Origin of the sequence: Sporosarcina koreensis, from assembly GCF_001531445.1 — a bacterium.
Lineage (GTDB): Bacteria > Bacillota > Bacilli > Bacillales_A > Planococcaceae > Sporosarcina > Sporosarcina koreensis_C.
Genome location: NZ_LQYA01000004.1, coordinates 113216 through 139662 on the forward strand (window position 1 = coordinate 113216; position 26447 = coordinate 139662).

Sequence of the window (26447 nt, forward strand, 5' to 3'; positions counted from 1 at the left end):
CGATGCAAACCGGTTAAGGGGTTTTATTGTTAAATTAAACACTTTATGAAATGCTGCGAATTCCACCGTTCCCTATTCGTTATATAGGGTGTAGAAGCTTTTACAAAGGAATAAAGGAGAAAACTATGAAGTCTAATGAAACCAACTTTATCAAACGTCTCCAATCAGGAAAGGAAGATGCCTTGGACTATATCGTCGATCGCTATTTGCCGCTGCTGAAAAGTGTTGTGCGGCAAGTTCTCGGACCGATTCAACAGGAAGAATTGATTGGCGAATGCGTGAATGATGTTTTTCTTTCGGTTTGGCAGAACGCAAAAAAGTTCCGCGGAGGTGATGAAAACGCCTTTAAAAACTGGATTTGTGCAGTCGCCAAATACAAAGCGATCGACTATTACAGGAAAGAGGCGAAGAACTTTGAAATCACTTCGGAGTTTTTGGAAATCCCAATACAAGCAGCCACTGAAGACGACATGGAAGATACGGTCAATGAACTGCTTCATCAATTGGAACCGATCGACCGGCAGATTTTCATTATGAGATATCTGCTCGGGTTTTCAGCAGAAGAAACAGCGGAACAACTTAATTTGAGCAAATCCGCAGTCGATAATCGGGTGTACAGGGGAAAAAAGACTCTTCGGCATAATGGGAGGTTATTGTATGAAGAAGGACGTGTATGATCACTTAAATGATATGAAAATGGACATCAACCAGTTTGAAGTGGAGGAAGTGGAGGAAGTGAGCGAGGCGGAAAAATCAAGAGTGATGATGGATTTGAAAAGGAAAATCAGAAAGCCCAAGCCTGTTAGATGGAGAAAGATGGCTGCAGCGGCGTCGATTACGATTGGATTGTCTTCAGCTGCATTATTTGGACTGTCTTTCACTTCGTTTGCGCAGGAAATCCCGATTATTGGGCAAGTGTTTAAATGGTTTAACGATGATGGGTTCTATCAGGATTATGATGAGCATGCCAATACACTTGCAATGACGCAAGAGGATAACGGGATCAGAATGACGGTGAATGAAGCGGTGTTTGACGGGAAAACGCTTTACATCACATATGATTTGATAACGGAGACGGATTTAGGAGAAACCCCTTGGCTGGATGGTATGCCCAAAATGCTTGACGAATCCATTTCGCGCCTTGTATCTGCCCAACACAATGTGAAAAAGATCAATGATACTCACTATGCAGGAATTACAACAGCCACTCTTTGGCCGGATTATCGAGTGGAAGAAGGCAGCTTTGAATTCAATATCAATGGGATATTGATGGAGCCGCGAGATGACGCGGAAGTCATTCCTGGAAATTGGAAGTTCCAGTTTGATTTGAAGGCGACTGATAATAAGGAACAAGTGGTCAAATTGACATCCGCCAAGAATGGCGTTGCTGTCAATATCAAAAGAGCTGTATTTACGCCAATGTCATTTATCATTTACTATGATGAAAGAGTATCAACGGAGCAACAAATAAAATGGGATTTTATTAGCGTCGATATTGAAGTTAGGGATGATTTAGGAAATATATATGCAAATGAACATAATGGCGGCTTCGACAGTCAACATTCCAATACATTTGAGAAGCTTAATCCTAAAGCAACAAAGCTAATTATTACGCCAAGTGTAAGACTTGCGCAAAGGGATGGCACGAATGAAAATGGGTCATACTACCGCAATGAAGGCAGCACTGCACCGATGGAAGAGTTTGAGCTGGATGAGATTGTTATTGAAATAGAAAAGTAGAGGGTCCCCTCTACTTTTCTTTTCTTAATTCTTCCAATATCTTCTGCGCTTGGTAGCCGACTTCAAAGTCATAAAGATCCGCTTCTTGCCCATTCACTGCTTTTACCAACTCGTCAATTAAACGCGGGTGAGTGGTGGCTTCAAGGGAAATCGGTTCGAGAGTGTCACCCATTTTCCCTCCCCTTACCTCTCCCCAGTTTTCTAGCGTTAGGACGCCTTCCGTTCCATATGCTGTGAAACCGATGTGCTCCTTGCCCGCAAGTCCGCTCATTCCCTCAATCAACACAGGCGTACCATCTTCGAGTTCGGATGTGGCAATGATGCCCGTCTCGCCTAGCGTCGGGTCATCAGGGAATTCTAAACGTGTTTGGATATTGTGGATTTCACCGAATAATTTTAGCGTCTGCTGGATGAAATGGACGCCGACTTCAAGGACAAAGCCGCCTTGCTCTCGCCCGCCGACCCAGTCATTTTTCTGCCAAGCACGCGGCCATGCCGGAAAATGCATCGAAAGCTGGAGGCGGCGCAACTTACCAATGTAGTTTTCGTTGATTAGCTCAGCAAATTTCGAGGCCGCTTGGCCATAATTCAGTGGAAAATTCATGGCATGCACGACGCACGCTTCTTTCACAGCATCCGCCATCTCCCTCGCCTCTTCCAGCGAGTTCGCCAACGGTTTTTCACAAAGAATATGTTTTTTCGCCTCAATGGCATCCATCACGATGGCGTGGTGGAATTTCGGCGGCACCGCTACGTAGACGAGATCCACCTGTGTGTTGGCAAGCAGCTGTTTATAATCCGTATAGGCTTCTACGTTGCCCAATTGTTCGGATGTTTTCTTCGCAAGTGATTCATTCCGGTCGCAAACCGCAGTTATCACGACTTCATCATGCTCAGTAAATTGCTTGATCAACCTTTGACCAATGGCTCCTAGGCCGATGATGCCGATATGTATCATAGTAATTCCCCCTTTTTTCTATCGTTTAATAGGCGAGGCAGGCTGTCATTTATTCATTGCCAGAGAGAGAATGGGCCCTTGTGCGAAAGAATGGATCCTGACGCGAAAACGAGAACTTCTCACCTATCTATCCGGTAAATCCCTTTCCGATCCCGCAACCGGCAGCCGTTCCGCTCAAAAATACTGATCATATGACGATTTGCTTCATCGGTGCTGCCGACATAAATCGACGCGCCAATTTCCTTCAGCACGCTTAATGAAATCCGATGAAGGACAGTTCCATATCCCTTCCCTCTCCATTCCGGCACGACGCCGAAATAAAACAGGCGCCCCTCATCGACAGTGCCTTGCTCAATAATGGGGATGCTCAATCCGATAGGCTCGCCTGATTTCCGGAAGATGAAACAAGATGCCCTCCATTCAGAACCAAGTTCATTTTCGAGCGACTCCATCACTTGCTCGATTGTGAATAGCTTGTTTTTATTCGCGGATCCACTGCGGCAACGCTCGTACAGCTCCGCAAAATCCGAATTTGGCATTTCACTATCTGTTAAAGCTTCCGATGTAATTTCAGGGTCATCGGTAAAACTTTCATCCAACGCCCGGGTATATTCCACGATCGTTGAAATCTTGCGGAAGCCCTGTTCCAACAACCATTCTTCATTCGTAGCATCCATTAAAAGAGACAAATACTCAACTTGATTGTCCCGCCAATCGCCAAGTAAACTCTTAAAAGCATCTCTATATTCCAGCTCGGATACTCCCTCTACTTTCACTTGGTCAACAAGCCAATACTCTTGATCCTTCTTGATTGTGTTAAATAAATTCACATTGCCACCCCCTAATTAGTCCTCTTCCAACCAGCCCAATGAGTAATAAATATTGCAAAGGCCGTCATGATACCCCCAACCTACCCCGTCACTTTCTTCCACGACTTTGAATAGGCGATCACTAAAAAGGCCATATAAATGTTTATCATCCTCGCACGCTTCCACTACTTTTTCGTACATCGAGAGCATGCTATTGTAAAATGGGAGGTCAATATCCCCGTATGTATTCGTAAATTCCGTCCCAAGCTCTACGTAATAGAGCATTAAACCTGTCGCTCCCTCAGCATCTCCTGTTATTTTCTTATATTCGCTTATCGTCTTCTTCGCAACGGACAGGCGCAGTTTCACATAACCTTTAGTAGGGAAAAATTCATTAGTAACCTCTTCCGCCGCCTTTTCGTACAGCTCCTCAATCGCCGCCTCGCCATTAATTTTAACAGCAAAATAATCTTGTACCGGCTTATTGGCTTTAAAGAGTTCCGTAATGATTCCAACTAACTCCTTATGCTCCAAATCCTAAACATACCTTTTTACATCTGTCACTTTCACCATTATTGTCCGTTCCTTTCTTTTTAGGGTATTTCTAATTTAATTTATTCGATGAAAACATACCAATCCCTTCTTTTTCAAAAAAGCAGCCTCCTATCGTCTAGGTCCGACTGCTGCACTTTACCTATAACCATCCTATTTCAGTTTAGTTGCATCCACAACGTACAACGAATAAAAATCGGTGCCTTCCACGTTAACAACTAATGATCCTTCAGGCGTAAACCTTGGCTTCACAAGGCGTTCCTGTATATGATCCAACACCGGCAACGCATGTGCTTGATTATTTTCGATCCTATAAAGTTTGATAGTACGGGAATCCTTCACCGGGACATCGAGCGCAAGAATGTCTTCGAACACGGCATACGCAAAAAACTTTGGCGTCTCCACTATGTAGAACTGTCCATCCGTCAAGTCTACATAGCCCAAGACCGGCCCCGTATCCCCTTCATTAAAAAGCTCGGCAAACACCTTATTTCCTGAAATGGAGAGATTAATTGCGTTTTCGTATGGAAATGAGTACTCGCCTATTTGACGCTGCGATTTAAGATCATGCACTGTAAATTTAAATTGTGAAGAATCGGATTCTCCGTAATCTGTGATGATGAATTTCCCTGTTGCTCCCCTTGTATATTCTAATTTTAACCTTTGCGAATGCAAATCAATTAGCTGGGTCTGCTCAAGCGTCTTCAAGTCCAGTTGTGTGAACCATATATTCCCCTGACTTACAGATGTATAGTTCAGCTGATCCCCATCAATCTGCATACCATGCAATTCATCGGGAATGTTTCGGACTTCCCCGTTCAACCGATTCAATATTGAATAACCCTCTATATCATCCTGCTTCCAAACGATCCAACGCTCATTTGCCGCGACATTATATCCCGATATATTCGCATCCTCTTCTCGTTCTACTAGGATCTCTTTTATTTTAGATTCCGTATTATACGCATAGATTCTATACCCATCCGTGAAAATCATTTCCTTCGTTTTATCCACATAAATCGCAGTAATCAATGTAGCAAGATTCTCGCCAAGTATGGAAACTTTATGGACAACTTCGGAAGGCATTGATTCTACAATTGCCTTCTCTCCCATCTCATGCTGGATATACGGCACCGCAAGGAATCCGGCAATCCCGACAACGGCAACCGCGGATATTAGCGGCTTCAAGGCGGGCTTCCTCGTAGGCGATCCTTTTTCGAGCCGGCGATGCGCTTCCGCCACAATCGCCCTCTTCCGCTCATCCCTTAACCTCACCTGTTCAGGAATCGATTGGTCCAAGCTTTTTCGTATGTGCTCATGCATAATCATTCCCCTCCTCGAAGGCTATGCGCGCCAGTTTTCTTCCTCTCGCAAGCCTTGTTTTGACAGTATTCACTGGACAGTCCAACACATTTGCAATTTCTGCGACGGACAGTTCGGAATAATAATGAAGCCAAATGACTTCCCGATACTTCAGCGGCAGCCCCTCAATCAGTTTCGCAACATGATCATCTGATTCCTTTTGGATTATCTCGCATTCAGGCGTATCCTTGTTGATTAGCAAATGACCGAATAGATTTGAGATTTCCATTTTCCTATAGGCCCAGCTTTTGAAATAGTTATGGCACTCGTTGATGGCAACCCTGTATAAATATGTTTTAATGGACGAGCGGCCCTCGAATTTATCGAGATTCAAATAATAGCGGATGAACACTTCCTGAACGATATCTTCCGCCTTCTTTTCATCTTTCACAATGGCGTATGTAAGCCGCATCAAGTAATCCCCATAGGAATTCATGGCAGTTAAAAGTAATCGGTCCCGTTCCTGTTTCTCCACCCCTCCGCCTCCCTTCCCTACTTGTTAGACAAAGCAAATGATGAAACGGTTTCATTTTCTGTCATCTTTCATTCTAACGTTAAGATTTCAATGGATATTTTTAACTTTAACATGTTTGTTTGGGCAGCAGACACCCGGGTATGAATAAAAGGATCATCTCTTTCGTTATGTTAGGCAGGTGTTCTTCATGTTCGGACTTTCTGATTTAGCTTCGCTGATCATCTCCGTCTTCATCATTCTGCCAGTCGTCACATTTCTAAGGGAATCCGGTTACCTTATCGCGAGTGTTATTTTTGGCGTCAAAAATCCAAGGCTGACGATCGGATCGGGTCCCCGTTTTAAAAAAATCGGCATATTTGATATACGGAAATATTATCATTTGTATAGCTGGTTTTCTTTTGATTCTCTGAAAAGGGATGGAAAGTTTGCGTATATATGCATTTACGCGGGCCCCATCCTCATCAATTTGGTTGTGGCGTTTGCCATTAATGCGTTACTGGCGAATGGTTTCCTTGAGGACTACAGGATCTTCTGGGAACGCTTCATTTTTTATGTATTCTACTATGTACTTTTGGATATTGTCCCGATGTTCACCCTGAACGGCAAGCCGAACAACGGGATGATCTTATACGAAATGCTGCGCTATGGGAAACGTATCGATTATAATAACGATCCTTTCATTCCCGCTACGACTGATGTGGAAGAAGAGGTTCAAGAGCAAATGGAAAAAATCGAGGAAATGATTGAGGAAGAAAATAAGAGTGACAGCCACCCTCGCTCGTAGGTTGACTGTCACTCTTATTAGTCCTCGTCTTTTTCAGCTAATTTCCGTTCCCTTGTGAAGTCCGGTTCATCGCCAAATTCTGTATTGAAGTTAGGATTAGAGATTTGCCGGCGGGTCGTTACGACTTCCCTGTCTTCATCCGGACTGAATAAAATTGCCAAACAGATTAGACCGCTAATCGCTACAAGGGCATAAACCACCCTTGCCATAAATGCATCCTGTCCGCCAAATAAAGAGGCAACCAAGTCAAACTGGAAAAAAGCAATCAGGCCCCAATTCAATGCTCCAATGATAACCAATGCCAATGCAATCCGTCGAACTGCTCCCATTTCATACTCCTCCTCATGTTAACAATTACTATTATCTTTTGCTAAATGAGGATTTTCATACATCCCAGAAACATTTTTGCTTCTTCAGATGAATAAAACTTTCGTATGGACTATCCGTACATGAAAGAATAAAGGAGTGTGTAACGTGAACAATAAGCCTGTCTTGGATATCCCGAAAACATTATTCGAAAAATTGCTGGATAGTATTACAGCAATCGTCTATTTGGCCGGCATCGTCTACACAATCGTCATTTGGAGCCAGCTTCCTGATCAAGTGCCTGCGCATTACAACGCCGCTGGTGACGTGAATCGATGGGGATCCAAATGGGAGCTCATCCTGTTGCCTGTCATCGCTGCCCTCCTGGCTGTTTTCATGTCCTTTCTGGAAAAGCATCCCGAGTGGCATAATTATATGAAGCTGAATGAGAACAACATCGAATTCCAATATAAAAATTCACGGATGCTATTGAATGTCCTAAAAAATGAATGCGTCCTCCTATTCGTCTTTCTTACGTACAGTACAGAGCAAGTCGCATTAGGGAACATCGACTCACTAGGCATTGTCTTCCTACCTGTTTTTCTTATTATCATTTTCGGGTCGATGGCATTCTTCATTGCCCGTTCATTAAAATAAATATTGTCTTTCCATAGTTTTTTAGCAAAGGGCATATCAATTTAAAATTGACTTTCTCATGTTGATACAGAAATCCTACCAAGCATAACGCTTGGTTTTTTCGTTACTTTTTGATAAAATTGAGAGGTGAGCATTTTTATAAGAAGTTTGATTAAAAATATGCCTAAGGGCTGAAGGAGTGAGCGATTCACAATAAGGAGCTGGAATCTATGACAACAGAACAAACTACTTTGCAACAAGACACTGGTGTTGAGGTCGTCCGGGATTATTCTTTGGACCGTGTACCTCGTGAGGATCGAACGAAAGGCTGGCTTAGCATTACCAACATTACATTTGGCATCGCTACAGCTATTTTTTACTTCCAGATGGGAAGCGTGATGGCTCTCCAATTCGGGGCTCCGAACGCCCTCATTTCCGCTGGCTACGCAATCATCGTAGCAGGCTTGCTCGGTACAGTCATCGTCTATTTATCGGCCAAGTCGGGAATGAATGTGAACCTATTATCCCGGGGCGGCGGCTTCGGCTATATAGGAGCATCGTTGACTTCTCTCATTTACGCATCGAATTTCATTATGTATTGTGCGTTTGAAGGCCTGATTCTCATATCGGCCGTCCACCATTTTCTCCCTTCCTTTCCGAAATGGGTTTTAATCCTCGTATTTGGACTCATTGTTATTCCTCTTAATTGGTTTGGTATTCAACAACTGGACAAGCTGCAAAAATGGTCATTACCGATTTTTCTTCTTTTCTTGATTACTGCAATTGTTGTTTCCTTCATCAAACCTGCTATTTATACGGGTCCTGTTTTCTCTTATATGCCGGAAGGAGTACAGCTTGGCGGGACTGCGCTGCTGTTCTGCATCGGTATGCATAATGGGATTATGGGCTTGACCGCTCTTCTCGCTTCTGATTATGCCCGTTTTTTACGCCCTAAAGATATCAAAATCGGATCTTTAGCAATCGGGTTCATTCCTCAAATTTTTTGTTACGGCGTTATGGGAGGATTAGGTATCTGGTTCGGTGTCCGTTACTTGGAATCGGATCCAGGCGTTTATATTGTACTGCTGCTCGGAATCGGCGGTGCGTTATTTACCATGTTGACGCAATTGCGTATTAATGTCACAAATATTTATAGTAGTTCACTCTCCTTATCAAACTTCTTTGAAAATATCTTCCGTTTCACCCCCGGCCGACGGTTTTGGGTCGTTGTCTCCGCGTTGACGGCGATTGCTCTAATGCTTGGCGGCATTGTAGACCACCTCACTACGGTCATGACATTCCAAGGCGTCTTCCTGTTTGCATGGGCGTCCATCTTAGTGACGGATGCGCTCGTCGTCAAAAAATGGTTGAAGATTGGACCGAATTATTATGTCGCGACACAAGATTATTTATATAAATGGAATCCTGTCGGTGTTGTTTCCCTCCTGGTTTCAAGTGTAATCGGCACAATTGCCGCACTTGGCTATATGGGAGTATTCCTCCAATCGACAGCTGCGTTTTTCGCTGCTGTGCTCGCCGCTATTTTGACGGTCATCATGGCGGTACTGACAAAAGGGAAATATTATTTACTGCAGGAACCAACTCATATTGTCGAAGAAGACAAACTGAAACGATGAATGATAAAAGCCATGCCCGATTGCCAACGGGCATGGTTTTTTTATGAAATTCTGATTCATCATAAATTCCGGAATGGCAATGAATGTTGGGAAATGATCGATTAACATAACGCCTTATCAAGCTAGAAAGAGGTTGATGGCATCCCCCTGCTCTCCTTATGGATCGGTTGGAGCGAATCAGCATTCATCAGGATGACGGATGAAGAGTTGCATACAGAGTATTAGAGGCGTATGGGGGAATAAATCTTTGGAAAGTAGAAAAACGTGCAAAAACAGCCAATTCAACATTGGCTGCGCTTGTCCAAGGTAATAATCAGCTGTTCATCATGGATCTACATGGCAAAAATTTTCCCACGGTTTGCAGGGACCTATCCAATCAGCTGAAGCAGTGCCTACACCTGACAAAGTAACTGAAAGAATCAATGCAGAAAAAGTAAGAAAAAATTTCTTTTTCAAATTAGCACCTCCTTTTAAAATATTGTAATAATTATAACATCAGTTGTTTGAGTGATGAAAGGAGACTAAGGTACGGAAAAATCTTTATAATTCGACAAAATTCTATCATATTTTCAAAGTAATAAAAAAACAAATGGGCAAAATGTCTTTTCAACGGGGAGGGGAACTATGAGCCCTAGAGAGAATTGCCATAATTGTGGTTTAGAAAATGGTAAGAAAGAGAGTAATTCAATCATTTTGAGCCGCGAATACGGCAATGAAAAATGCTATTACTGTCACGATTGCAAAACAAGTTTAGGTACGCATAATAACAGCAAACAGCTTGACATAATACGTAACAAAAGATATTCAGATTTTACGAAAAGTGCGCTACAATATTTTCGATATACCTTTGGTCAGTAGATGAAAAAAGCCATTCCTGTTATAAAAATAACAGGAATGACTCTTTCACCTTATTCAAACGCTGGAATTGCGGTTTCGTCATAGTTCTCTTCTAAAAACTTACGTACTTCCGGACTTGTCATTGCATCAGCCAACTTTTGAATCGGCTCCCAGTCCTTGTTGTCCTCGCGTGCTACTAATGTGATTGCAAAATCATTTTCGACGCCTTCTGTAAGCAATGCGTCGCTTTTCGGTGTCAATCCGAGCGGAGCCGCGTAAGCAGGTGTCATGACAACTGCATCCGCATCATCGTACATGCGCGCAAGCATGAGCAAATCGACTTCCTCGAACTTAAAGTTTTTCGGATTGTCGACGATATCCGCTTGCGTATAATACGTGTCCGTCTTTTCCCCTAATGTAATGATTTCGTGTTGTGCAAGCAATGACAACGAACGGTCAATATTGGAAACGTCGTTCGCCATTGCGATGACAGCACCTTCCGGCAGTTCTTCCATAGAGCTGAAGTCTTTCGAATAAACACCGTAATTGGCAAAATAGATCGGTGTGATCGGAACTAAGTTTGCGTCATTATTACGGTTGAATTCCTCCATGTACGGCACGTGCTGGAAGAAGTTTGCATCTACTTCTTTCGCTGTAAGCGCACTGTTCGGCTGCACATTGTCGCCTAATACAACAATTTCAAGATCGATGCCTTCCTCCGCAAGCTTCGGTTTCACAAGCTCAAGGATTTCCGTCATCGGTGGAATCAAAGAAGCGACTTTCATCGTCACTGCTTCGTCTTTCTCTTGTACGTTAGCAGGGGTATCCGCTGCTTTATCTTTGCCGCAGCCTGCCAATAAAACCATCAGCAATGCCGTCAGCAACAGTAGTTTTCTCATTTTGTTTCCTCCTGTTATCGTTTATCTATCATTCTTGATACAGTCGTCCCGGTAAATTGGATGAACTGCACCAGTATGACCATTATGATAATCATGTACATCATCAAATCCGTCTTGAATTGCTGGTAACCATACCGGATTGCAAAGTCGCCGATACCGCCGCCTCCAACAACACCCATGATCGTCGAATAGGAAATGAAACTGATGATCGACGTCGTTAACCCTAACACGAGTCCGGAGCGGGCTTCGACATATAGGAATTTAAAGATGACTTGCCTGACCGAAGCCCCCATAGCAATCGCCGCCTCTATTACACCTTTTGGCACGTCGAGCAACGATTGTTCAACGAGCCGGGAATAATGCGCGATGGCGATGATGGATAATGGCACGGTTGCAGCTGTCGTCCCAATGGCAGTTCCGATGAGCATCCTTGTGAACGGGATGAGGAAGACGACCAATAATAGGAATGGGAACGAACGGATGATATTTACGAATAAATTCAAAACCGAAAAGACGATACGGTTCTCATATATTTGCCCTTTCCTGCACAAAAAGAGCCATGTGCCAACTGGAAGTCCGATTATTACGGCCGCAGCAATCGAAACGCCGACCATGATGAAAGTTTCCTCGATCGAACTCAAGATCTCGGCTTGATATTGAAGTAAAATATCAGGCATGACCCATTTCACCGTCCTTTGTTAGCTGTTCCACAAAGAAACTAGGGCTGTTCTCAATGATGCCAATCCCTTTCGGCTCAATGGAAACCGTCTCGAAGACTTGTCCTTCGTTCATAACAGTGACGCGGCTGCAAATGCTTTTGATCACATCCATCTCGTGACTGACAATGACAATCGTAACTCCGAAGGTCCGGTTAATGTCTTGCAATACAGTTAGAAGCTCAGCAGACGTATTCGGGTCGAGTGAAGATGTCGGTTCATCACATAGCAAAACTTGCGGATTGTTTGCCAATGCCCTCGCGATCGCCACACGCTGCTTTTGTCCGCCGCTCAATTGCGCTGGGTATTTATCCATGAAACTCGAAAGGCCGACAAACTGAAGACACTCCTTCACACGTTCACTGCGCCCTTTCCTCGGAAACTTCGCCAGTTTCAATGAAACAGCAACGTTTTCAAACACCGTTTTATTCGCGACCAAGTTAAAATGCTGGAAGATCATACCGATCGATTTCCTAGCTTGCCGAAGTTGTTTGCCGTTCAAATTTGTCAACGTTTGACCATTGACCTCCACTTCTCCTTCATCCGGGACTTCCAATAAATTCATAAGCCGCAACAGCGTCGACTTTCCAGCCCCGCTTGCCCCGATGATGCCGTGGATTTCGCCTTTTTTTATCGATAAGGAGACTGATTGAATAGCCTGAAAACGCAAGAAACTTTTACTCACATTATGTAATGTAATCATAAAAAAATCCCCTTTCTATCATTTGAAGGGTGATTGCGACGCTATTTATTATAACCCAATCTGACTAGGTTGTCATTTTAGGATATTTTTAACAATTCGAAAGTGAAACCTTTTTTGGTTCCATTCGACAAATGACACATAAAGAGCAAAGACTTCAGGAGGTCATCATGAGAAAAATCAGCATTGTATTGGTAACAGTCGTTTTAATGATTATGGTCGGTTGTACAAAACAATCCGATAGCGGCAATAATGAAACAACAAACGCGTCATTCGATTCAATCGTAAACGCTATTAAAGAACAAATGGCCAAGGATTTAAAAGAAGCTGGGATCGAAGAGGAAGTGCTAGTGGACGGCAACATTATGAACTACTTTCACACTAACCTAACGGCAAGTGAGGAAAGCGACCCTGCTATTCCGGTCTGGCTTGAGAAGATGCAATTGCAGCAAGAGGACATTGCAAACGGCACCGTCATTGCTGCAATGATGAGTGTTAATGCGGATGAAATCATTGTTCTGGATGCTAAGGAAGAATCAAAAGTGGATTCATTAAAGGCTTCGCTCGAAAAAGAACTGCAGGCACAGGAGCAAACATGGAGCCAATACTTGCCGGATCAATATGAAAAAGTGAAACAGAATGTAATTAAAACGAAGGGTAAGTATTTGATTTATATCACCTACTCCAACCCAGAACAAATTGAAAAGGTTTTTGACGATCAATTCTAAGTAGAGTGTTCGTCACCCATGGAATTTTAAAAGCGTGTCTCGGGCTTCCTTACATAGCCTGGGATCCGCTTTTCCCTAATAGAGGTGCCATATGGTTTTTAGTAGTTTAACCTTTCTATTCTTCTTTCTTCCGCTCGCTTTATTGCTGTACTATAGCTGCCCCAAAAGAATGAAAAATATCGTATTATTGGCGGTCAGCCTGTTCTTTTACGCATGGGGTGAGCCTATCTATATTTTCCTGATGATTTTTTCGGCAGGAATTGACTATGTCCATGGACTTATAATCCATAAAAATCGAATGAGTCGACCATCTCTTGCAAATATAGCTCTTCTTTCATCTATGGTCGTTAATATTGCAATCCTTTCCTTTTTCAAATATGCGGATTTCCTTGTAGAGAATGTGAACCTGCTCTTCGGAACAGCGATCATGCCACTCGATTTACCGCTGCCGATCGGGATCTCATTTTACACATTCCAGACGATGTCTTATTCCATTGACATCTACCGGGGAAAGGTGGAGCCGCAGAAAAACCCGCTCACTTTAGCCCTTTATGTAACTCTATTTCCGCAATTGATCGCCGGTCCCATTGTTCGGTACGAAACGATTGCGAAGGAACTCTCCAACCGTAGATTCCAACTGGATCAGTTTGCAGAAGGTGTCCGTTTTTTCATTGTCGGGCTCGGGAAGAAAGTGCTTATAGCGAATTCCATCGGAGGGCTATGGTTCACTATTCAAGGTCAGGAGCTTAGCGATTTGTCCATGTTGACGGTATGGTTAGGTATCATCGCGTTCTCCTTTCAAATTTACTTTGACTTCAGTGGATATTCGGATATGGCGATTGGGTTAGGGAAGATGTTCGGTTTCAATTTCCCCGTCAACTTCAACTATCCTTACATTTCAAAAAGCGTGACAGAATTTTGGAGACGATGGCATATTACTTTAGGTTCCTGGTTCCGCGATTACGTCTATTTCCCGCTTGGTGGAAGTCGTAATGGAACATGGCGCACTATACGGAACTTGCTGATCGTTTGGGGGATTACCGGTCTTTGGCATGGAGCGAGCTGGAATTTTGTTTTATGGGGGCTCTATTTCGGTTTCCTCATAGGCATTGAAAAACTAGGTCTGTTGAAACTGCTAGAGAAAATGCATCCTTTCTTCCAGCATGCCTATTTACTAGTGATCATTCTATTCGGTTGGGTTTTATTCGTTTTCGATGATCTTCACAAGGGGGTTGCTTACATAAAGGTCATGGTAGGGGCAACGACGAATAAACTCTATGACATGCAAGCCCTCTATTTTCTATATACACATGGAGTCCTACTTGTCATCGCTGTCATTGCTTCTACGCCTTTGCTTAAGCATTTGAAGGGGAAAATCAAACGAGCGTTCCCTGCTTCATTTCAAAGAAAAGCCGTTGAGCTGCTGTCGATCGGTTGCCTCATCATTCTATTGGTCGTATCCACCGCTTATTTAGTCAATGGCAGTTATAATCCATTCCTATATTTCCGTTTTTGAGGAAATGAAAGGTTGAGTTTCATGAAGGTAATGAACCGAATACTTATCGGGCTGTTTGCCGTATTTATTGGCGGAATTTCTATCTTGCACCCTCTCACGAAGGACATCTATTTCTCCGAGTCCGAGAACCGCGTGCTCGCTCAAATGCCGAAGTTCACGTGGAAGCAATTGGCGTCCGGAAATTTCACTAAAGAATTCGAGTCGTATGTAAGCGATCAATTCATTAAAAAGGGGTTCTGGACGGGAACGAAATCCGTTGTTGAAAAAGCAGTCGGAAAGCGGGAGAATAACGGTGTTTATTTCGGAAAAGACGGGTATTTGTTTGAACGCTTTGAAAAGCCTGGCGAGCAATTGAATTCCAATGTTGACTACATGAATCGCTTCTCAGGTAAAATAAAAGGCGCAAATACATTTCTCATGCTAGTTCCCACTTCAATTGAAATGTACCCCGAGAAGTTGCCGCGCTTTGCTTATACTGAAAGTGAGAAATATTGGATGGACGTTATTCAACAGCTGCTCAACCCTTCTACAACTTGGCTTAATGCATACAATCCTTTATGGGAAGCGAAAGATGAGCCTATTTACTTCCGAACGGACCATCATTGGACAACGCATGGCGCATTTATTGCCTATCAAAATGCCGCGAACGCGATGGGTTTTCAAGCTTTTATGAAAGAGGATTTCACGATTGAAACGGTTTCTAAAAATTTCTTTGGAACCTATGATGCGAAAGCGAATGATTTTACGGTGAAAGCCGACAAGATTGAAATGTATGTACCGAAATTCGACGTTTCCTATCGTGTTGAATTCAATGATGACACCCAAGTGATGGATTCGCTATATGCACATGATTTTTTGCAAAAACGGGATCAATATTCCTTTTTCCTCAACGGGAACCATGGAAAAGTCGTTATCAATTCATCTGTGAAGAATGGGCGGAAACTTCTGGTTGTCAAAGACTCGTATGCTCATGCACTCGTGCCATTTTTGGCGAATCATTATGAGGAAATCCATATGATTGATTTGCGGTATTATCATGAGAAACTTGATAACTATATTGAGAAGGAGACGATTAGCGACGTCTTGTTTCTATATAATATCGCCACTTTTTCAGAGGATCCGAATTTAATTTGGCTTAATCAATAGCTAGCAAACCATTGTGAATTCAGGGAAGCTAAAAATGAGCTGACGGAGGGAATTCAATTCTCCTCTGTCAGCTCTTTCTTATTATTCCTCTTTTTTAGGCTCTTCTTCTACGATCAATGTATCATCTACGTTCGGTACTTCACGGTCTACTCCCAGAGCGGCATCTTGCTCCGTCTCTCCAGTTTCAACAACAACGGATTCCTCTTCCAACTGAATTGCTTCTTCAGTAGATGATTCTGGCACATCCGTAACAAGTCCGAGCGCCTGCGCGGTTGTTGCATGGATTTCCTTTAAGAGCTCAGGGTTGTTGACGAGTGACACGCCATAAGAAGGAATCATTTCTTTGAGTTTCGGCTCCCACTCTTTTATTCGTTGCGGGAAGCATCTATTAATTATTTCAAGCATGACGTGAACAGCAGTGGAAGCACCCGGAGAAGCGCCAAGCAATGCGGCGATCGAACCGTTCGCACCGCTGACGACTTCCGTACCGAATTGAAGCGTCCCTTTACCGCCTGCTTCCGTATCTTTTATGACTTGAACACGTTGGCCGGCTACGACAATATCCCAATCCGTAGCTTTAGCGCTCGGAATGAAGTCACGTAGCTCTTCTATCCGCTGTTCTTTTGATAACATCAGTTGCTGGATCAAGTATTTCGTCAATGACATTTCCTTCGCGCCTGCCGCCAACATCGTAAAAACGTTGCTCGGTTTGACTGAAGTAATCAAATCCATATTGGACCCCGTCTTCAGGAACTTCGGTGAGAAGCCGGCAAACGGTCCGAATAGCAATGATTTTTGATTATCAATATATCTCGTATCAAGATGCGGAACCGACATTGGCGGCGCACCTACAGAAGCTTTGCCGTATACTTTCGCATGATGTTGCTCGACAATTTCCGGATTTTTGCACACTAAAAAGAGCCCGCTCACCGGGAATCCTCCAATATGTTTTCCTTCAGGGATGCCTGATTTTTGCAGGAGATGCAAACTTCCTCCGCCAGCACCGATAAATACGAATTTCGCAGTATGTTGTTCAACAGCTCCGCTATCAAGATTTTTCACTTTCAATTCCCAAGATCCGTCGGCTGTTTGTTTTAAATTATTCACACTGTGGTTATAGTTTATATCGACATTATTATTCTGCAAATGGTCAAATAACATGCGTGTCAACGCACCAAAATTGACATCCGTTCCGGTATCAATCTTTGTCGCTGCAAGTGGTTCATTCACAGTCCGGTCTTTCATCATAAGCGGAAGCCATTCTTTCAGCTGATCCGGATCATCTGAAAACTCCATCCCTTGGAATAAAGGATTATTGGAAAGCGCTTCAAAACGCTTTTTCAAAAACTCTACGTTGTCTTTCCCATGCACATAACTCATATGAGGCAATGGCATGATGAAATCCTCAGGATTATGGATCAATTGGTTGTTCACGAGATAAGACCAAAATTGCATGGAAAGCTGGAACTGTTCGTTGACTTTGATTGCCTTGCTAATATCTAAAGTTCCATCAGGCTTTTCATTCGTGTAGTTAAGTTCGCACAGGGCAGCATGCCCCGTTCCGGCATTATTCCACTCATTCGAGCTTTCTTCACCAGCGCCTGGGAGTTTCTCAAACACTGTAATCTTCCAGTCCGGTGCCAATTCCTTCAACATTGTCCCCAAAGTTGCACTCATGATTCCGGCGCCAATTAAGATGACGTCTGTTTTTGTTTCTCCGTTGCTCATTTTTATCATCCTTATACCCTGATTTTGCAGAAAGGATGTAGACGCTCCTTCTTAGGCGTCACAGCAAGACAAGACGCGATCTAGGAACACACCTTTTCTGTACAATTATTACCTTCTTGTAGTGTATCACAATTATTTCATGTTTAAAATATCTACTGCCTTTATGTCAATCTGATTGGAGGTAGTAGATGAGAAGGCAATAAGGGTATCCGAAAGATGTGAGAACTGCAAATTCACCAATTTGCACTGTCATTTCATCATTTGCTGCACCAATTCTTTATTCCGCGATTTGAACAAATCATTATGCGACGAGACCATCCCGTATTCATTCGCCCCTGGTTCGATAAATAGCTTCGCCCTGTTCACAGCGTTAGCGGCATCTTGAAACGCACCAGCAATTAAATTGACCTTGCCCTTATAAGATATAATATCTCCCGCCCCATACAAACCTTCTATGGAGGATTCGCTAAAGGTATTGCCGGCAATATAATAACCTTCCGACATATCAATATTCAATTCGCTGTCTTTCAGTAATGCTGCATCCTGTTCAAATCCGTGATTAATGACGATGTCATCAATCGGCAAATGCAAAATCTCGCCGGTTTCATGATTCGTCAATTCTACTTTTTCAATTACTTCGTGGTTGCTGCTGGCAATCAATTTCGTAATGGATGTATTTGAAAAACAAATTGCAGAGCTGTTCATCAGCTGCGTTGCTTGGGCTTCATGGCCTTTCATTTTATCTTTTCGATACGTTACATATACTTTTTCAGCAATCGGCTCCAGCTCATTCGCCCAATCGATTGCCGTATTGCCGCCGCCAGATATAAGCACAGTTTTATCTTTGAAATGCATCAATGACTTTACGGTATAATGCAAATTTGATAACTCATACCGTTCGGCTCCTTCAATTTCTAGTTTTTGCGGCTTTAATATACCGCTACCAATCGAAACAATAACCGTTTTCGAATAATGCTTCTCTCCCGATCCGCACTGTAAGACAAAGAGACCTTCTTCCTTCGAAATCGATTCCACTTTCTCATTCAGCACGACTGTAGGATCAAACGTTAACCCTTGCACAACAAGCTGCTCAATGAGTTTCGCTCCCGAAATTGGCGTCTGTCCACCAATATCCCAAATAATTTTTTCAGGGTAAATATGAACTTTGCCTCCTAGCTGAGGTTGAAATTCGATAATCTTTGTTTTCATTTCCCTTAGTCCACTGTAGAACGCAGAGTAAAGCCCCGACGGTCCGCCGCCTATTATTGTAACGTCAAATATTTCCCGCATTTGCACACTCTCCAGCCATCTCTATTTTTATTACAATAACTGCACAATCATCATCAAAATACATTGGAATAAATCCTTCTCCTACAAGGATATTCTAATTGATAACGATTATCAATATCAATTATTATCATTTTTAACTGTTTAGCTGATGTTGTTTCTTCAAAAAATTATTGACATCACAGGACGTTGAATTTATAGTTGTAATGAAAATGAGAATCATTATCAGTTACCCAATACCCTATAGCGAGGAGGCATATCATGGTTCGCCTATTTACAAACCAACTGAATATTGGTTACGGAGAACAGTTAATTGTGAAAAATCTTAGCGTGAACATTCCTGACAAGAAAATCACTGCAATTATCGGAGCGAACGGCTGCGGAAAGTCCACTTTATTAAAAGCCATTACACGCATCGTTTCCCAGCAATCCGGGACAGTTGTGTTGGATGGAAAAGACATTTTGAAAGAAAACACGAAGGTACTTGCAAAAAAAATGGCGACGTTGCCGCAAACGCCTGAAAGCGCAAGCGGTTTGACTGTCGGCGAGCTTGTGTCTTACGGACGCTTTCCGTATCAGAAAGGCTTTGGCCGTTTAACGAAAAAAGATTACGAGATTATTGACTGGGCACTTGAAGTGACAGGAACAGCCGATTATAAGTTTCGACCGGTGGATGCCTTGTCCGGTGGGCAGCGTCAAAGGGTTTGGATAGCCATGGCACTCGCTCAGGAAACAGATATTATTTTCTTGGATGAACCGACGACCTATTTGGACTTGGCCCACCAGTTGGAAGTATTGGAACTGCTGCAAAAACTGAACGTTGAACAAGAGCGAACGATTGTAATGGTTCTGCATGATTTGAATCATGCTGCCCGTTTTGCGGACTACTTGATCGCCTTAAAGGATGGGGAAATAGTCAAAGTCGGCACTTGCGAGGAAGTCATCACATGTGATGTGTTGGAGAAAGTTTTTCAAATCGATGCCGAAATCGGCAGAGATCCACGAACTAACAAACCGATGTGCATAACATATAACTTATCAAAAGGAGAAACTCATAATGAAAAAAATGCTATTCCCGATTGTTCTGCTCTTCGTGCTGCTTATTAGTGCTTGCGGCAATAAAGCATCTGAAGATACGAATGATGCTGCTGATACACCGAAGGAGACTGCTTCAGACACGGTTACATATGAATCGGAAACCGGTCCTGTGGAAGTGCCGGCACATCCGAAACGCGTCGTATTGCTTTCCGGCTTTACCGGTAACGTTATTTCCCTTGGAGTTCCTGTTGTTGGTGTAGATACTTGGTCTAAAAACAATCCAACTTTTAAGGATGAATTAAAAGACGTCGCTGAAATTTCTGACGAAAATTTAGAAAAAATAATTGAGCTTGATCCAGATTTAATCATCGGCCTGTCGAACATTAAGAACATCGACAAATTACAAAAGATCGCTCCAACAGTGACATATACATGGGGCAAATTGGACTACTTGGAACAGCATATTGAAATCGGAAAGCTATTAGGAAAAGAACAAGAAGCCCGGGATTGGGTCGATGACTTCCAAAAACGTGCCCAAGCCATCGGGGATGAAGTACGAACAAAAATCGGTGAAAATGCCACTGTATCCGTTTTCGAAATTTACGATAAGGAACTGTACGTATTCGGCGATAATTGGGCCCGCGGAACTGAAATCTTATATCAGACGATGAAACTTAAAATGCCGGAAAAAGTGAAAGAGATGGCGTTGGAATCAGGTTATTATACAGTTTCCACTGAAGTGATTCCTGAATTCGCAGGCGATTATATTGTCATGAGTAAATATGCCGAAGCGGATACTTCTTTCGAACAAACCGAAACATATAAAAACATTCCCGCTGTGAAAAACAATCATGTATTTACTATGGAAGGCAATGGGGCTTCCTTCAGTGACCCTGTGACATTAGAGAACCAGTTAGCTTTCTTCAAAGAATCTTTTTTAGGAAAATAATGATCCATTCATTGAGGAATTCTTATGAAAGAAAAGAGAAGATCAGAAAATGACAACTTTAAAGAGATGGCAGACAACTCCATTTATCTATAAAATCGCAATCGCTTTACTAGCGCTCGCAAGTATGTTCATAGTTGCCTGCTCATTCGGCGCAGCTGAAACAACTTTCAGGGATGTTTGGCTCGCCCTGTTTTCTAATGTGAAAAATGATGCGACAGTAATGCTTCGGGAAATCCGATTCCCTAGAGAAGTTGCAGCGATTTTCGTCGGCGCTGGGCTGTCTGTTTCAGGCGCTATTATGCAAGGCTTGACGAGAAACCCTCTTGCCGACCCGGGATTATTAGGACTTACTGCAGGAGCGAGCGCTGCGCTTGCAGCAACGATTGCCTTTATGCCATCGGCGAATTATATTATGGTGACCATCGCATGTTTCATTGGCGCAGCTATAGGGACCGTTATGGTGTTTAGTATCGGTGCCATGAAAAAAGGCGGCTTTTCCCCTTTGCGAATCGTATTAGCCGGAGCTGCCGTTTCTGCATTTCTATTTGCAATATCCGAAGGAATTGGGCTTTACTTCAAAATCTCTAAGAGCGTCTCCATGTGGACAGCCGGTGGAATGATCGGAACTTCATGGAATCAGCTCCAAGTACTCATTCCTATTATTGCAATCGGCATAGCGGGCGCGTTGATGCTCTCCAGACAGCTAACGATCCTCAGTTTAAATGAAGAAGTCGCGGTAGGCTTAGGGCAAAAGATTACACAGGTAAAAATGATCCTATTTGTCATTATCGTCATCTTAGCAGGGGCATCTGTCGCTCTTGTCGGAAATATGGCGTTCATAGGTTTAATGGTTCCGCATATCGTCCGGGCAATCGTCGGAACGGATTACCGTTTCATCATCCCGATGTCGGCTATTATCGGCGCTATCTTCATGTTGTTAGCAGATACCGTCGGGCGGACGATTCATGCCCCTTATGAAACACCTGTTGCAGCCATCGTGGCAACTGTTGGCCTGCCATTCTTCCTGATTATTGTTCGTAAAGGAGGTAATCTGTTCTCATGATCCAACCTTCCTTACGCAAAAAGCAACGTCTATTGTTCGGTATTCTCTCCTTCCTTATCCTGCTTACAATCGTGATAGGCATGGGGATCGGTCACGCTTCACTATCTTATGATCGATTGTTGCCGACACTTACGGGAGACGGGACGTTCAAAGAAGAATTTGTCCTATTTTCGATTCGCATGCCAAGAATAATCATCACAGTATTGGCTGGCATGATGTTGGCGCTATCCGGTGCCATTTTACAAGGGATTACGAGGAATGATTTAGCGGACCCCGGTATTATAGGCATTAACTCTGGAGCAGGGGTTGCAGTGGCGGTATTCTTTCTCTTTTCCCCAATTGAGCCCGGGGCTTTTGTCTATATGATTCCTATCGTCGCCTTTATTGGCGCATTCCTCACTGCTTGTCTGATTTATGTTTTTTCCTATGATAAGACGACAGGTCTCGCACCTGTCCGATTAGTGCTTGTCGGTATCGGATTTTCCATGGCGCTTGCCGGGTCGATGATTGTACTGATCTCATCGGCGGAAAAGGAAAAAGTGGACTTTATAGCGAAATGGCTTGCAGGGAGTATTTGGGGAACGGATTGGCCGTTCATTTTGGCGCTCCTTCCGTGGCTGCTCATTCTGCTTCCATTCACATTGTACAAAGCCCATCGTTTAAATCTATTAGGGCTTAGTGAGCCTGTTGCAATCGGTGTCGGAGTTTCGATTGAAAGAGAACGCATTATCCTGCTCTTGACGGCAGTCGCCTTGGCAGCTGCCGCAGTATCGGTGACTGGCGGCATTTCGTTCATCGGATTAATGTCTCCCCATATCGCTAAGGCAATTGTCGGTCCGAGACATCAGCTGTTTCTGCCCATTGCCATTCTCATTGGAGGCTGGCTTTTACTGATTGCCGATATAATCGGAAATAACCTGATTGAACCGAACGGTATACCCGCAGGAATTATGGTAGCTCTAATCGGCGCTCCATACTTTATGTATTTATTGTTGAAGAAATAATAACAACAGGACCGTTCCGAATGGGGCAGTCCTGTTTTCGGCTTTCTATTCAAGACATTGACTTTGCATCATTTGAATCGTTTTTTGCACGGGTACCTTTACAATCGGCGAGTCACGTTTTGGAGATGACCAAACGACTGCCATGCCTGGGTAATCATGCTCATAATCTGCAATTATAAGTGGGACTCCTTCCCCGTTCATAACATATGGATCGTTTTTCACGGTATAGTCAGGGCCGATGGTAATCGCCAAATTTTCCATAACGGAGTTACGGATGGCATCCATGTTGTTTGTGGTGAATAAGATATGCAAGGGGCCGAATTGGGCGGAGAAGTCATTAATAAATTCCCACATACGGTCATCATTATAGATGACAAGCGACTGTTTCCGGATTTCCTCTGATGTAATTGATTCGGCAAAAGCTAATGGGGAGTGCTTGTTTACGACAGCTACCATTTTTCCTCGCAATACAACTTCCAATTCAATCTCTTTATCACGCTTTTCCGTTCCCTCTCTCGTTAGTCCAATCAAGCCAATATCAAGTTTATCCTGTTTAATATCATCCACTATTGCTTGGGAGGATTTTTCAGTGACCTGAATTTGGATATTCGGATAGTCTGCCTTATAGGACGACAATATTTTCGGTAGATACATGGCAGTTCCCGGAACGGTTCCGATCCGTAATTCGCCAGTAATATTGTCGGCATATGCATCGGCTTCTTCCTTTATTTCCCGTAGCTTCTCCAAAGCTTCCATTGCTTTTTTGATAATCTGCTTTCCTGCTTCTGTTGGTGTTGCCCCCATCCTTGATCGTTGTAAAATTTTCACACTCAATTCAACCTCAAGATTTGTAATGGATTGGCTGAGGGCAGATTGAGATATATGCAATTTTTTGGAGGCCTCTGTGAGGGAGCCAGATTTGGCAACTTCAATCACATACTCCAATTGTTCAATCTTCATATGAACTCCTTTCCATTAGTGAAACTTATGACAATATCATTTTAATTAAGTATACATAAAAGATTATCATTCGTATAATGTAATCAGAATATTTAACCTTCACAAACATTAAATTGAAGGATAGGACTATCGTGATGAAGCAGGTTGAAGAGATTATTAAAAGGACTGGGAGAGGATTCAAATGACAAGGTATTTGAAAGAGTTTTTCGGGGATATTCATGTTTTGATTATGACTGTGCTATTGATTGCAGGATTCGTATTTATTGCGCAGGACATGGGTAAATGGACAACTTGGTTGGCCTTAATCCTTGGGTTGCTCACCTATACTGCTGCAGAGTATTTCAATCATCGGTTCATTTTCCATATGAAGACGCCCCAAAATCCGTTACTGCTGAAGTTCATCAAACGAATTCATTTTGATCATCACGTCGATCCACGCAATTTGAAACTGTTGTTTTTACCTGTATGGTATAGCCTGCCGCAAATCGTTGTTGTTGCAATCATTGTTTACGCCATTTTCGGCAATATGACCGTGACGATTGCTTATGCATGCGGGATTGCCGCAATGCTTCTATATTATGAATGGGCTCATTACGCGGCTCACCAGCCGATCAATCCGAAAACGCCCTGGGGAAAGCGCATGAAAAAAATGCACCTCTGGCATCATTTCCAAAATGAAGACTACTGGTACGGCGTCACCAATCCCGTCTATGATAAACTGTTAGGCACATACCGCGACCAAAAAGAAGTCGAAAAAAGCAAAACCGCCCGCAACCTAGAGAAGCGCACGTGAATTGTTTGGGTGCCTGTGCAAGGAGCATTTATGACAATTCTACTTCATGAATGAATATGCAGATTAGAGAAAACCTGGCTTCGGAGTGAGTGGGTTTTCTTTTTTCCGCATGCAATTGTAGTGCATAATCTGAATAGTTTGCTGCACAGGCACCAAAATGATTAGGTGTTATAATAGAGGCACAGCTTTATAGAAGTCAGGAGATGTGAAAATGAAATATGATATGTTTTTATTCGACTTGGATGATACATTGATGGATTTCGGGGAGACGGAAAAACATGCGTTTATGAATGTATTCACTACACACGGTTTACCGAACGCATTGGCCGATTTTAGGGATACATACCGGGCAGTCAGCACGGTGCTTTGGGAAGATTTGGAGCAAGGCAGAATTACGCTTGCGGAGCTGAAAACGGAGCGGTTCAAAAGGTTGTTCCTTGAACATGGCCTTGAAATGGATGCCGAACAGTTCGGCCAAATGTACCTTGATTATTTAGGGAAGGAAGTCCATTTGATCGACGGGGTTACTTCAATGCTTCATTCTCTGAAGGGCGCAAGGATTGCAGTATTGACGAACGGCTTTAAAGAAGTTCAATTGGCCCGCATCGCCGCTTCCGGTCTAGCCGACACATTTGAAGCGATCTTCACGTCTGAAGAGATTGGTTTCCAAAAGCCACAAACCGAAATTTTCGAGCATGTATTCAAGCAGCTGCAAATCAAAGACAAATCACGTGTCTTGATGGTCGGCGACTCGCTATCGTCAGACATCCGCGGCGGCAATAACTTCGGCATTGACACATGTTGGTATAATCCGAAACGAAAAGAGAATAACGGCTTGGTCCAGCCTACATTTGAAATTCATGATTGGAATGAATTCCAATCCATAGGTGCTCAAACGATCGCGTCCAGTTAAGGGATGCGATCGTTTTTTTGATTACTGTAAATAGGACTGCACAGACACGGTGGCGAAAAGTCCACTCTCCTTCACGAAATTCTTGAGGATGCTCACATGCGAGCCGCCAACGATGAAGAGAATGCGTTCGTCCGGTGCAGTGGCCAAATCCGATAAGTTTGAAAATAGGATGAGGTTGCGTTGATACCACCAGATCAACCAGTCCATGCCGACGTATTGTTCGGTGTCTTTGATACGCGCCATATTCACATAGCTGCGATGAAGTTGGTCGACTACATCTGGCTGGTTGTAATAAAGGAGTAGATTATTGATACTCTTTCCGGCTGTCGTAAACTCAAGTTGGTATAACGGCTTGAATAATTCTTCATACAACTTGGGCTGATGCTCTTTCGCCCACTCAGTAACTTCACTGATCTCTCTCTGTAGTGCACCCTGTTCCATCCAATCCACAGCGTAAACTTCCTGATGCCCCATCTCTTTTGCCAGTCTGTATCCTATCTGATCTATTTCGTTCTCTTGCAACTGATAATCTCCCTTTAGATAGCGTGTGAATTCCTCATTGAGAGTTCCATTCCGCTTCTTCTCTGCTTCTAAAGCGATTTTCGTAGGTTTGAAATCTTTTAGGCGGTTGACTACCTCTACGATCTCTTTCTGTCTTTGTGGTGACAGCATGCTGTCCTTTTCTACTTCAATCATATCTGCAGTGGTGCCCATGTGAAATGTTCCCAAAATCATAATTTTAGGCTTGCTTTGCATTCGAATTTCCCCCTTTTGTATGCTAGATTTCCCACTTATTGTCCTCTTTATTTTTCATGGTGTCCAGCAATTCTGAAATTATCGATCATTTCTATAAGCAAATCTCAACAACTCAAAATAAAAATATGAGAACATTCTCAGTTTGGTACGATGTA

Annotated in this window: 28 protein-coding genes; 14 read left to right on the plus strand and 14 right to left on the minus strand. The window is 43.1% G+C overall.

Annotation, left to right across the window (positions count from 1 at the left end; genetic code table 11):
• The first annotated feature begins 125 nt into the window (after positions 1-125).
• Complete coding sequence (locus AWV70_RS01685; protein ID WP_060203707.1) at positions 126-677, plus strand: sigma-70 family RNA polymerase sigma factor; 552 nt, start codon at positions 126-128, stop codon at positions 675-677.
• Positions 658-1740 carry a DUF4179 domain-containing protein gene (locus tag AWV70_RS01690; protein ID WP_060203709.1) on the plus strand — a complete coding sequence of 361 codons (1083 nt, stop codon included), beginning with the start codon at positions 658-660 and terminating at the stop codon, positions 1738-1740. Before AWV70_RS01685 ends, AWV70_RS01690 begins: the two co-directional genes overlap by 20 nt.
• 10 nt (positions 1741-1750) lie before the next feature.
• Here AWV70_RS01690 and AWV70_RS01695 read toward each other — a convergent pair whose 3' ends face one another.
• The 5 genes from AWV70_RS01695 to AWV70_RS01715 all read right to left on the minus strand — a co-directional run bounded on the left by AWV70_RS01695 (position 1751) and on the right by AWV70_RS01715 (position 5896).
• Complete coding sequence (locus AWV70_RS01695; RefSeq protein WP_060203711.1) at positions 1751-2698, minus strand: Gfo/Idh/MocA family protein; 948 nt, start codon at positions 2696-2698, stop codon at positions 1751-1753.
• Between the two features lie 119 nt (positions 2699-2817).
• Complete coding sequence (locus AWV70_RS01700; RefSeq protein ID WP_060203714.1) at positions 2818-3528, minus strand: GNAT family N-acetyltransferase; 711 nt, start codon at positions 3526-3528, stop codon at positions 2818-2820.
• 15 nt (positions 3529-3543) lie between these two features.
• Positions 3544-4041: a DUF6155 family protein gene (locus AWV70_RS24090; RefSeq protein ID WP_235588510.1), complete on the minus strand. Its 498-nt coding sequence runs from the start codon at positions 4039-4041 to the stop codon at positions 3544-3546.
• Between the two features lie 171 nt (positions 4042-4212).
• On the minus strand, positions 4213-5382 hold the full coding sequence (locus AWV70_RS01710; RefSeq protein WP_060203716.1) for a hypothetical protein: 1170 nt from the start codon (positions 5380-5382) through the stop codon (positions 4213-4215).
• A complete protein-coding gene (locus tag AWV70_RS01715) occupies positions 5375-5896 on the minus strand; it encodes a sigma-70 family RNA polymerase sigma factor (protein ID WP_153009874.1) in 522 nt (173 codons plus the stop codon). Before AWV70_RS01715 ends, AWV70_RS01710 begins: the two co-directional genes overlap by 8 nt.
• Before the next feature lie 187 nt (positions 5897-6083).
• On the opposite strand from AWV70_RS01715, the gene AWV70_RS01720 reads away from it, so the two are divergent.
• The gene (locus AWV70_RS01720) at positions 6084-6680 is read left to right on the plus strand and encodes a hypothetical protein (protein ID WP_060203717.1); all 597 of its coding nucleotides are present in this window, start codon (positions 6084-6086) and stop codon (positions 6678-6680) included.
• 17 nt (positions 6681-6697) lie between these two features.
• On the opposite strand, the gene AWV70_RS01725 is transcribed toward AWV70_RS01720, so the two are convergent.
• Entirely contained in the window at positions 6698-7009 is a 312-nt protein-coding gene (locus AWV70_RS01725) for a DUF378 domain-containing protein (protein WP_060203719.1), read from the minus strand.
• A gap of 145 nt (positions 7010-7154) precedes the next feature.
• On the opposite strand from AWV70_RS01725, the gene AWV70_RS01730 reads away from it, so the two are divergent.
• Positions 7155-7643: a DUF1648 domain-containing protein gene (locus AWV70_RS01730; protein ID WP_060203721.1), complete on the plus strand. Its 489-nt coding sequence runs from the start codon at positions 7155-7157 to the stop codon at positions 7641-7643.
• 209 nt (positions 7644-7852) lie between these two features.
• Complete coding sequence (locus tag AWV70_RS01735; RefSeq protein ID WP_060203723.1) at positions 7853-9259, plus strand: purine-cytosine permease family protein; 1407 nt, start codon at positions 7853-7855, stop codon at positions 9257-9259.
• 324 nt (positions 9260-9583) lie between these two features.
• Here the strand turns inward: AWV70_RS01735 and AWV70_RS25045 are convergent, their stop codons facing one another.
• The 4 genes from AWV70_RS25045 to AWV70_RS01750 form a co-directional block, all read right to left on the minus strand.
• Positions 9584-9715 carry a hypothetical protein gene (locus AWV70_RS25045; RefSeq protein ID WP_268776950.1) on the minus strand — a complete coding sequence of 44 codons (132 nt, stop codon included), beginning with the start codon at positions 9713-9715 and terminating at the stop codon, positions 9584-9586.
• A gap of 452 nt (positions 9716-10167) precedes the next feature.
• A complete protein-coding gene (locus AWV70_RS01740) occupies positions 10168-10995 on the minus strand; it encodes a MetQ/NlpA family ABC transporter substrate-binding protein (protein ID WP_060203725.1) in 828 nt (275 codons plus the stop codon).
• A gap of 14 nt (positions 10996-11009) precedes the next feature.
• A complete protein-coding gene (locus AWV70_RS01745; RefSeq protein WP_060203727.1) occupies positions 11010-11672 on the minus strand; it encodes a methionine ABC transporter permease in 663 nt (220 codons plus the stop codon).
• A complete protein-coding gene (locus AWV70_RS01750) occupies positions 11665-12414 on the minus strand; it encodes a methionine ABC transporter ATP-binding protein (protein WP_060203729.1) in 750 nt (249 codons plus the stop codon). Before AWV70_RS01750 ends, AWV70_RS01745 begins: the two co-directional genes overlap by 8 nt.
• 167 nt (positions 12415-12581) lie before the next feature.
• On the opposite strand from AWV70_RS01750, the gene AWV70_RS01755 reads away from it, so the two are divergent.
• The 3 genes from AWV70_RS01755 to AWV70_RS01765 all read left to right on the plus strand — a co-directional run bounded on the left by AWV70_RS01755 (position 12582) and on the right by AWV70_RS01765 (position 15801).
• Entirely contained in the window at positions 12582-13139 is a 558-nt protein-coding gene (locus AWV70_RS01755) for a DUF4358 domain-containing protein (RefSeq protein WP_060203732.1), read from the plus strand.
• A 91-nt stretch (positions 13140-13230) separates the two neighbouring features.
• Complete coding sequence (locus AWV70_RS01760) at positions 13231-14655, plus strand: MBOAT family O-acyltransferase (RefSeq protein ID WP_060203735.1); 1425 nt, start codon at positions 13231-13233, stop codon at positions 14653-14655.
• Between the two features lie 21 nt (positions 14656-14676).
• Positions 14677-15801, plus strand: a complete 1125-nt coding sequence (locus AWV70_RS01765) for a DHHW family protein (protein WP_060203809.1) — start codon at positions 14677-14679, stop codon at positions 15799-15801.
• Positions 15802-15882: 81 nt separating this feature from the next.
• Here the strand turns inward: AWV70_RS01765 and AWV70_RS01770 are convergent, their stop codons facing one another.
• Together AWV70_RS01770 and AWV70_RS01775 are read right to left on the minus strand one after the other, a co-directional pair.
• Positions 15883-17529 (minus strand): malate:quinone oxidoreductase, encoded by a 1647-nt coding sequence (locus AWV70_RS01770; protein WP_082713415.1) that lies wholly within the window; start codon positions 17527-17529, stop codon positions 15883-15885.
• Between the two features lie 249 nt (positions 17530-17778).
• Positions 17779-18819, minus strand: coding sequence for an NAD(P)/FAD-dependent oxidoreductase (locus AWV70_RS01775; protein WP_060203736.1), 1041 nt, complete (start codon positions 18817-18819; stop codon positions 17779-17781).
• A gap of 258 nt (positions 18820-19077) precedes the next feature.
• Between AWV70_RS01775 and AWV70_RS01780 the strand changes: the two genes are divergently transcribed.
• The 4 genes from AWV70_RS01780 to AWV70_RS01795 are packed head-to-tail and all read left to right on the plus strand — an operon-like array spanning position 19078 to position 22870.
• Positions 19078-19923: an ABC transporter ATP-binding protein gene (locus AWV70_RS01780; protein ID WP_060203738.1), complete on the plus strand. Its 846-nt coding sequence runs from the start codon at positions 19078-19080 to the stop codon at positions 19921-19923.
• Entirely contained in the window at positions 19874-20803 is a 930-nt protein-coding gene (locus AWV70_RS01785) for an iron-hydroxamate ABC transporter substrate-binding protein (RefSeq protein WP_060203740.1), read from the plus strand. Before AWV70_RS01780 ends, AWV70_RS01785 begins: the two co-directional genes overlap by 50 nt.
• 49 nt (positions 20804-20852) lie before the next feature.
• Entirely contained in the window at positions 20853-21866 is a 1014-nt protein-coding gene (locus AWV70_RS01790) for a FecCD family ABC transporter permease (protein WP_060203742.1), read from the plus strand.
• Positions 21863-22870 (plus strand): FecCD family ABC transporter permease, encoded by a 1008-nt coding sequence (locus AWV70_RS01795; RefSeq protein WP_060203744.1) that lies wholly within the window; start codon positions 21863-21865, stop codon positions 22868-22870. The genes AWV70_RS01790 and AWV70_RS01795 overlap by 4 nt, the downstream gene beginning before the upstream one ends.
• A 45-nt stretch (positions 22871-22915) precedes the next feature.
• Here the strand turns inward: AWV70_RS01795 and AWV70_RS01800 are convergent, their stop codons facing one another.
• A complete protein-coding gene (locus tag AWV70_RS01800; protein WP_060203746.1) occupies positions 22916-23830 on the minus strand; it encodes a LysR family transcriptional regulator in 915 nt (304 codons plus the stop codon).
• 181 nt (positions 23831-24011) lie between these two features.
• Between AWV70_RS01800 and AWV70_RS01805 the strand changes: the two genes are divergently transcribed.
• A complete protein-coding gene (locus tag AWV70_RS01805) occupies positions 24012-24623 on the plus strand; it encodes a sterol desaturase family protein (protein ID WP_060203748.1) in 612 nt (203 codons plus the stop codon).
• Positions 24624-24834: 211 nt separating this feature from the next.
• Positions 24835-25536, plus strand: coding sequence for a YjjG family noncanonical pyrimidine nucleotidase (locus AWV70_RS01810; RefSeq protein ID WP_060203750.1), 702 nt, complete (start codon positions 24835-24837; stop codon positions 25534-25536).
• 21 nt (positions 25537-25557) lie between these two features.
• Here the strand turns inward: AWV70_RS01810 and AWV70_RS01815 are convergent, their stop codons facing one another.
• A complete protein-coding gene (locus AWV70_RS01815; RefSeq protein ID WP_060203752.1) occupies positions 25558-26292 on the minus strand; it encodes a DUF5694 domain-containing protein in 735 nt (244 codons plus the stop codon).
• Positions 26293-26447 lie beyond the last annotated feature (155 nt).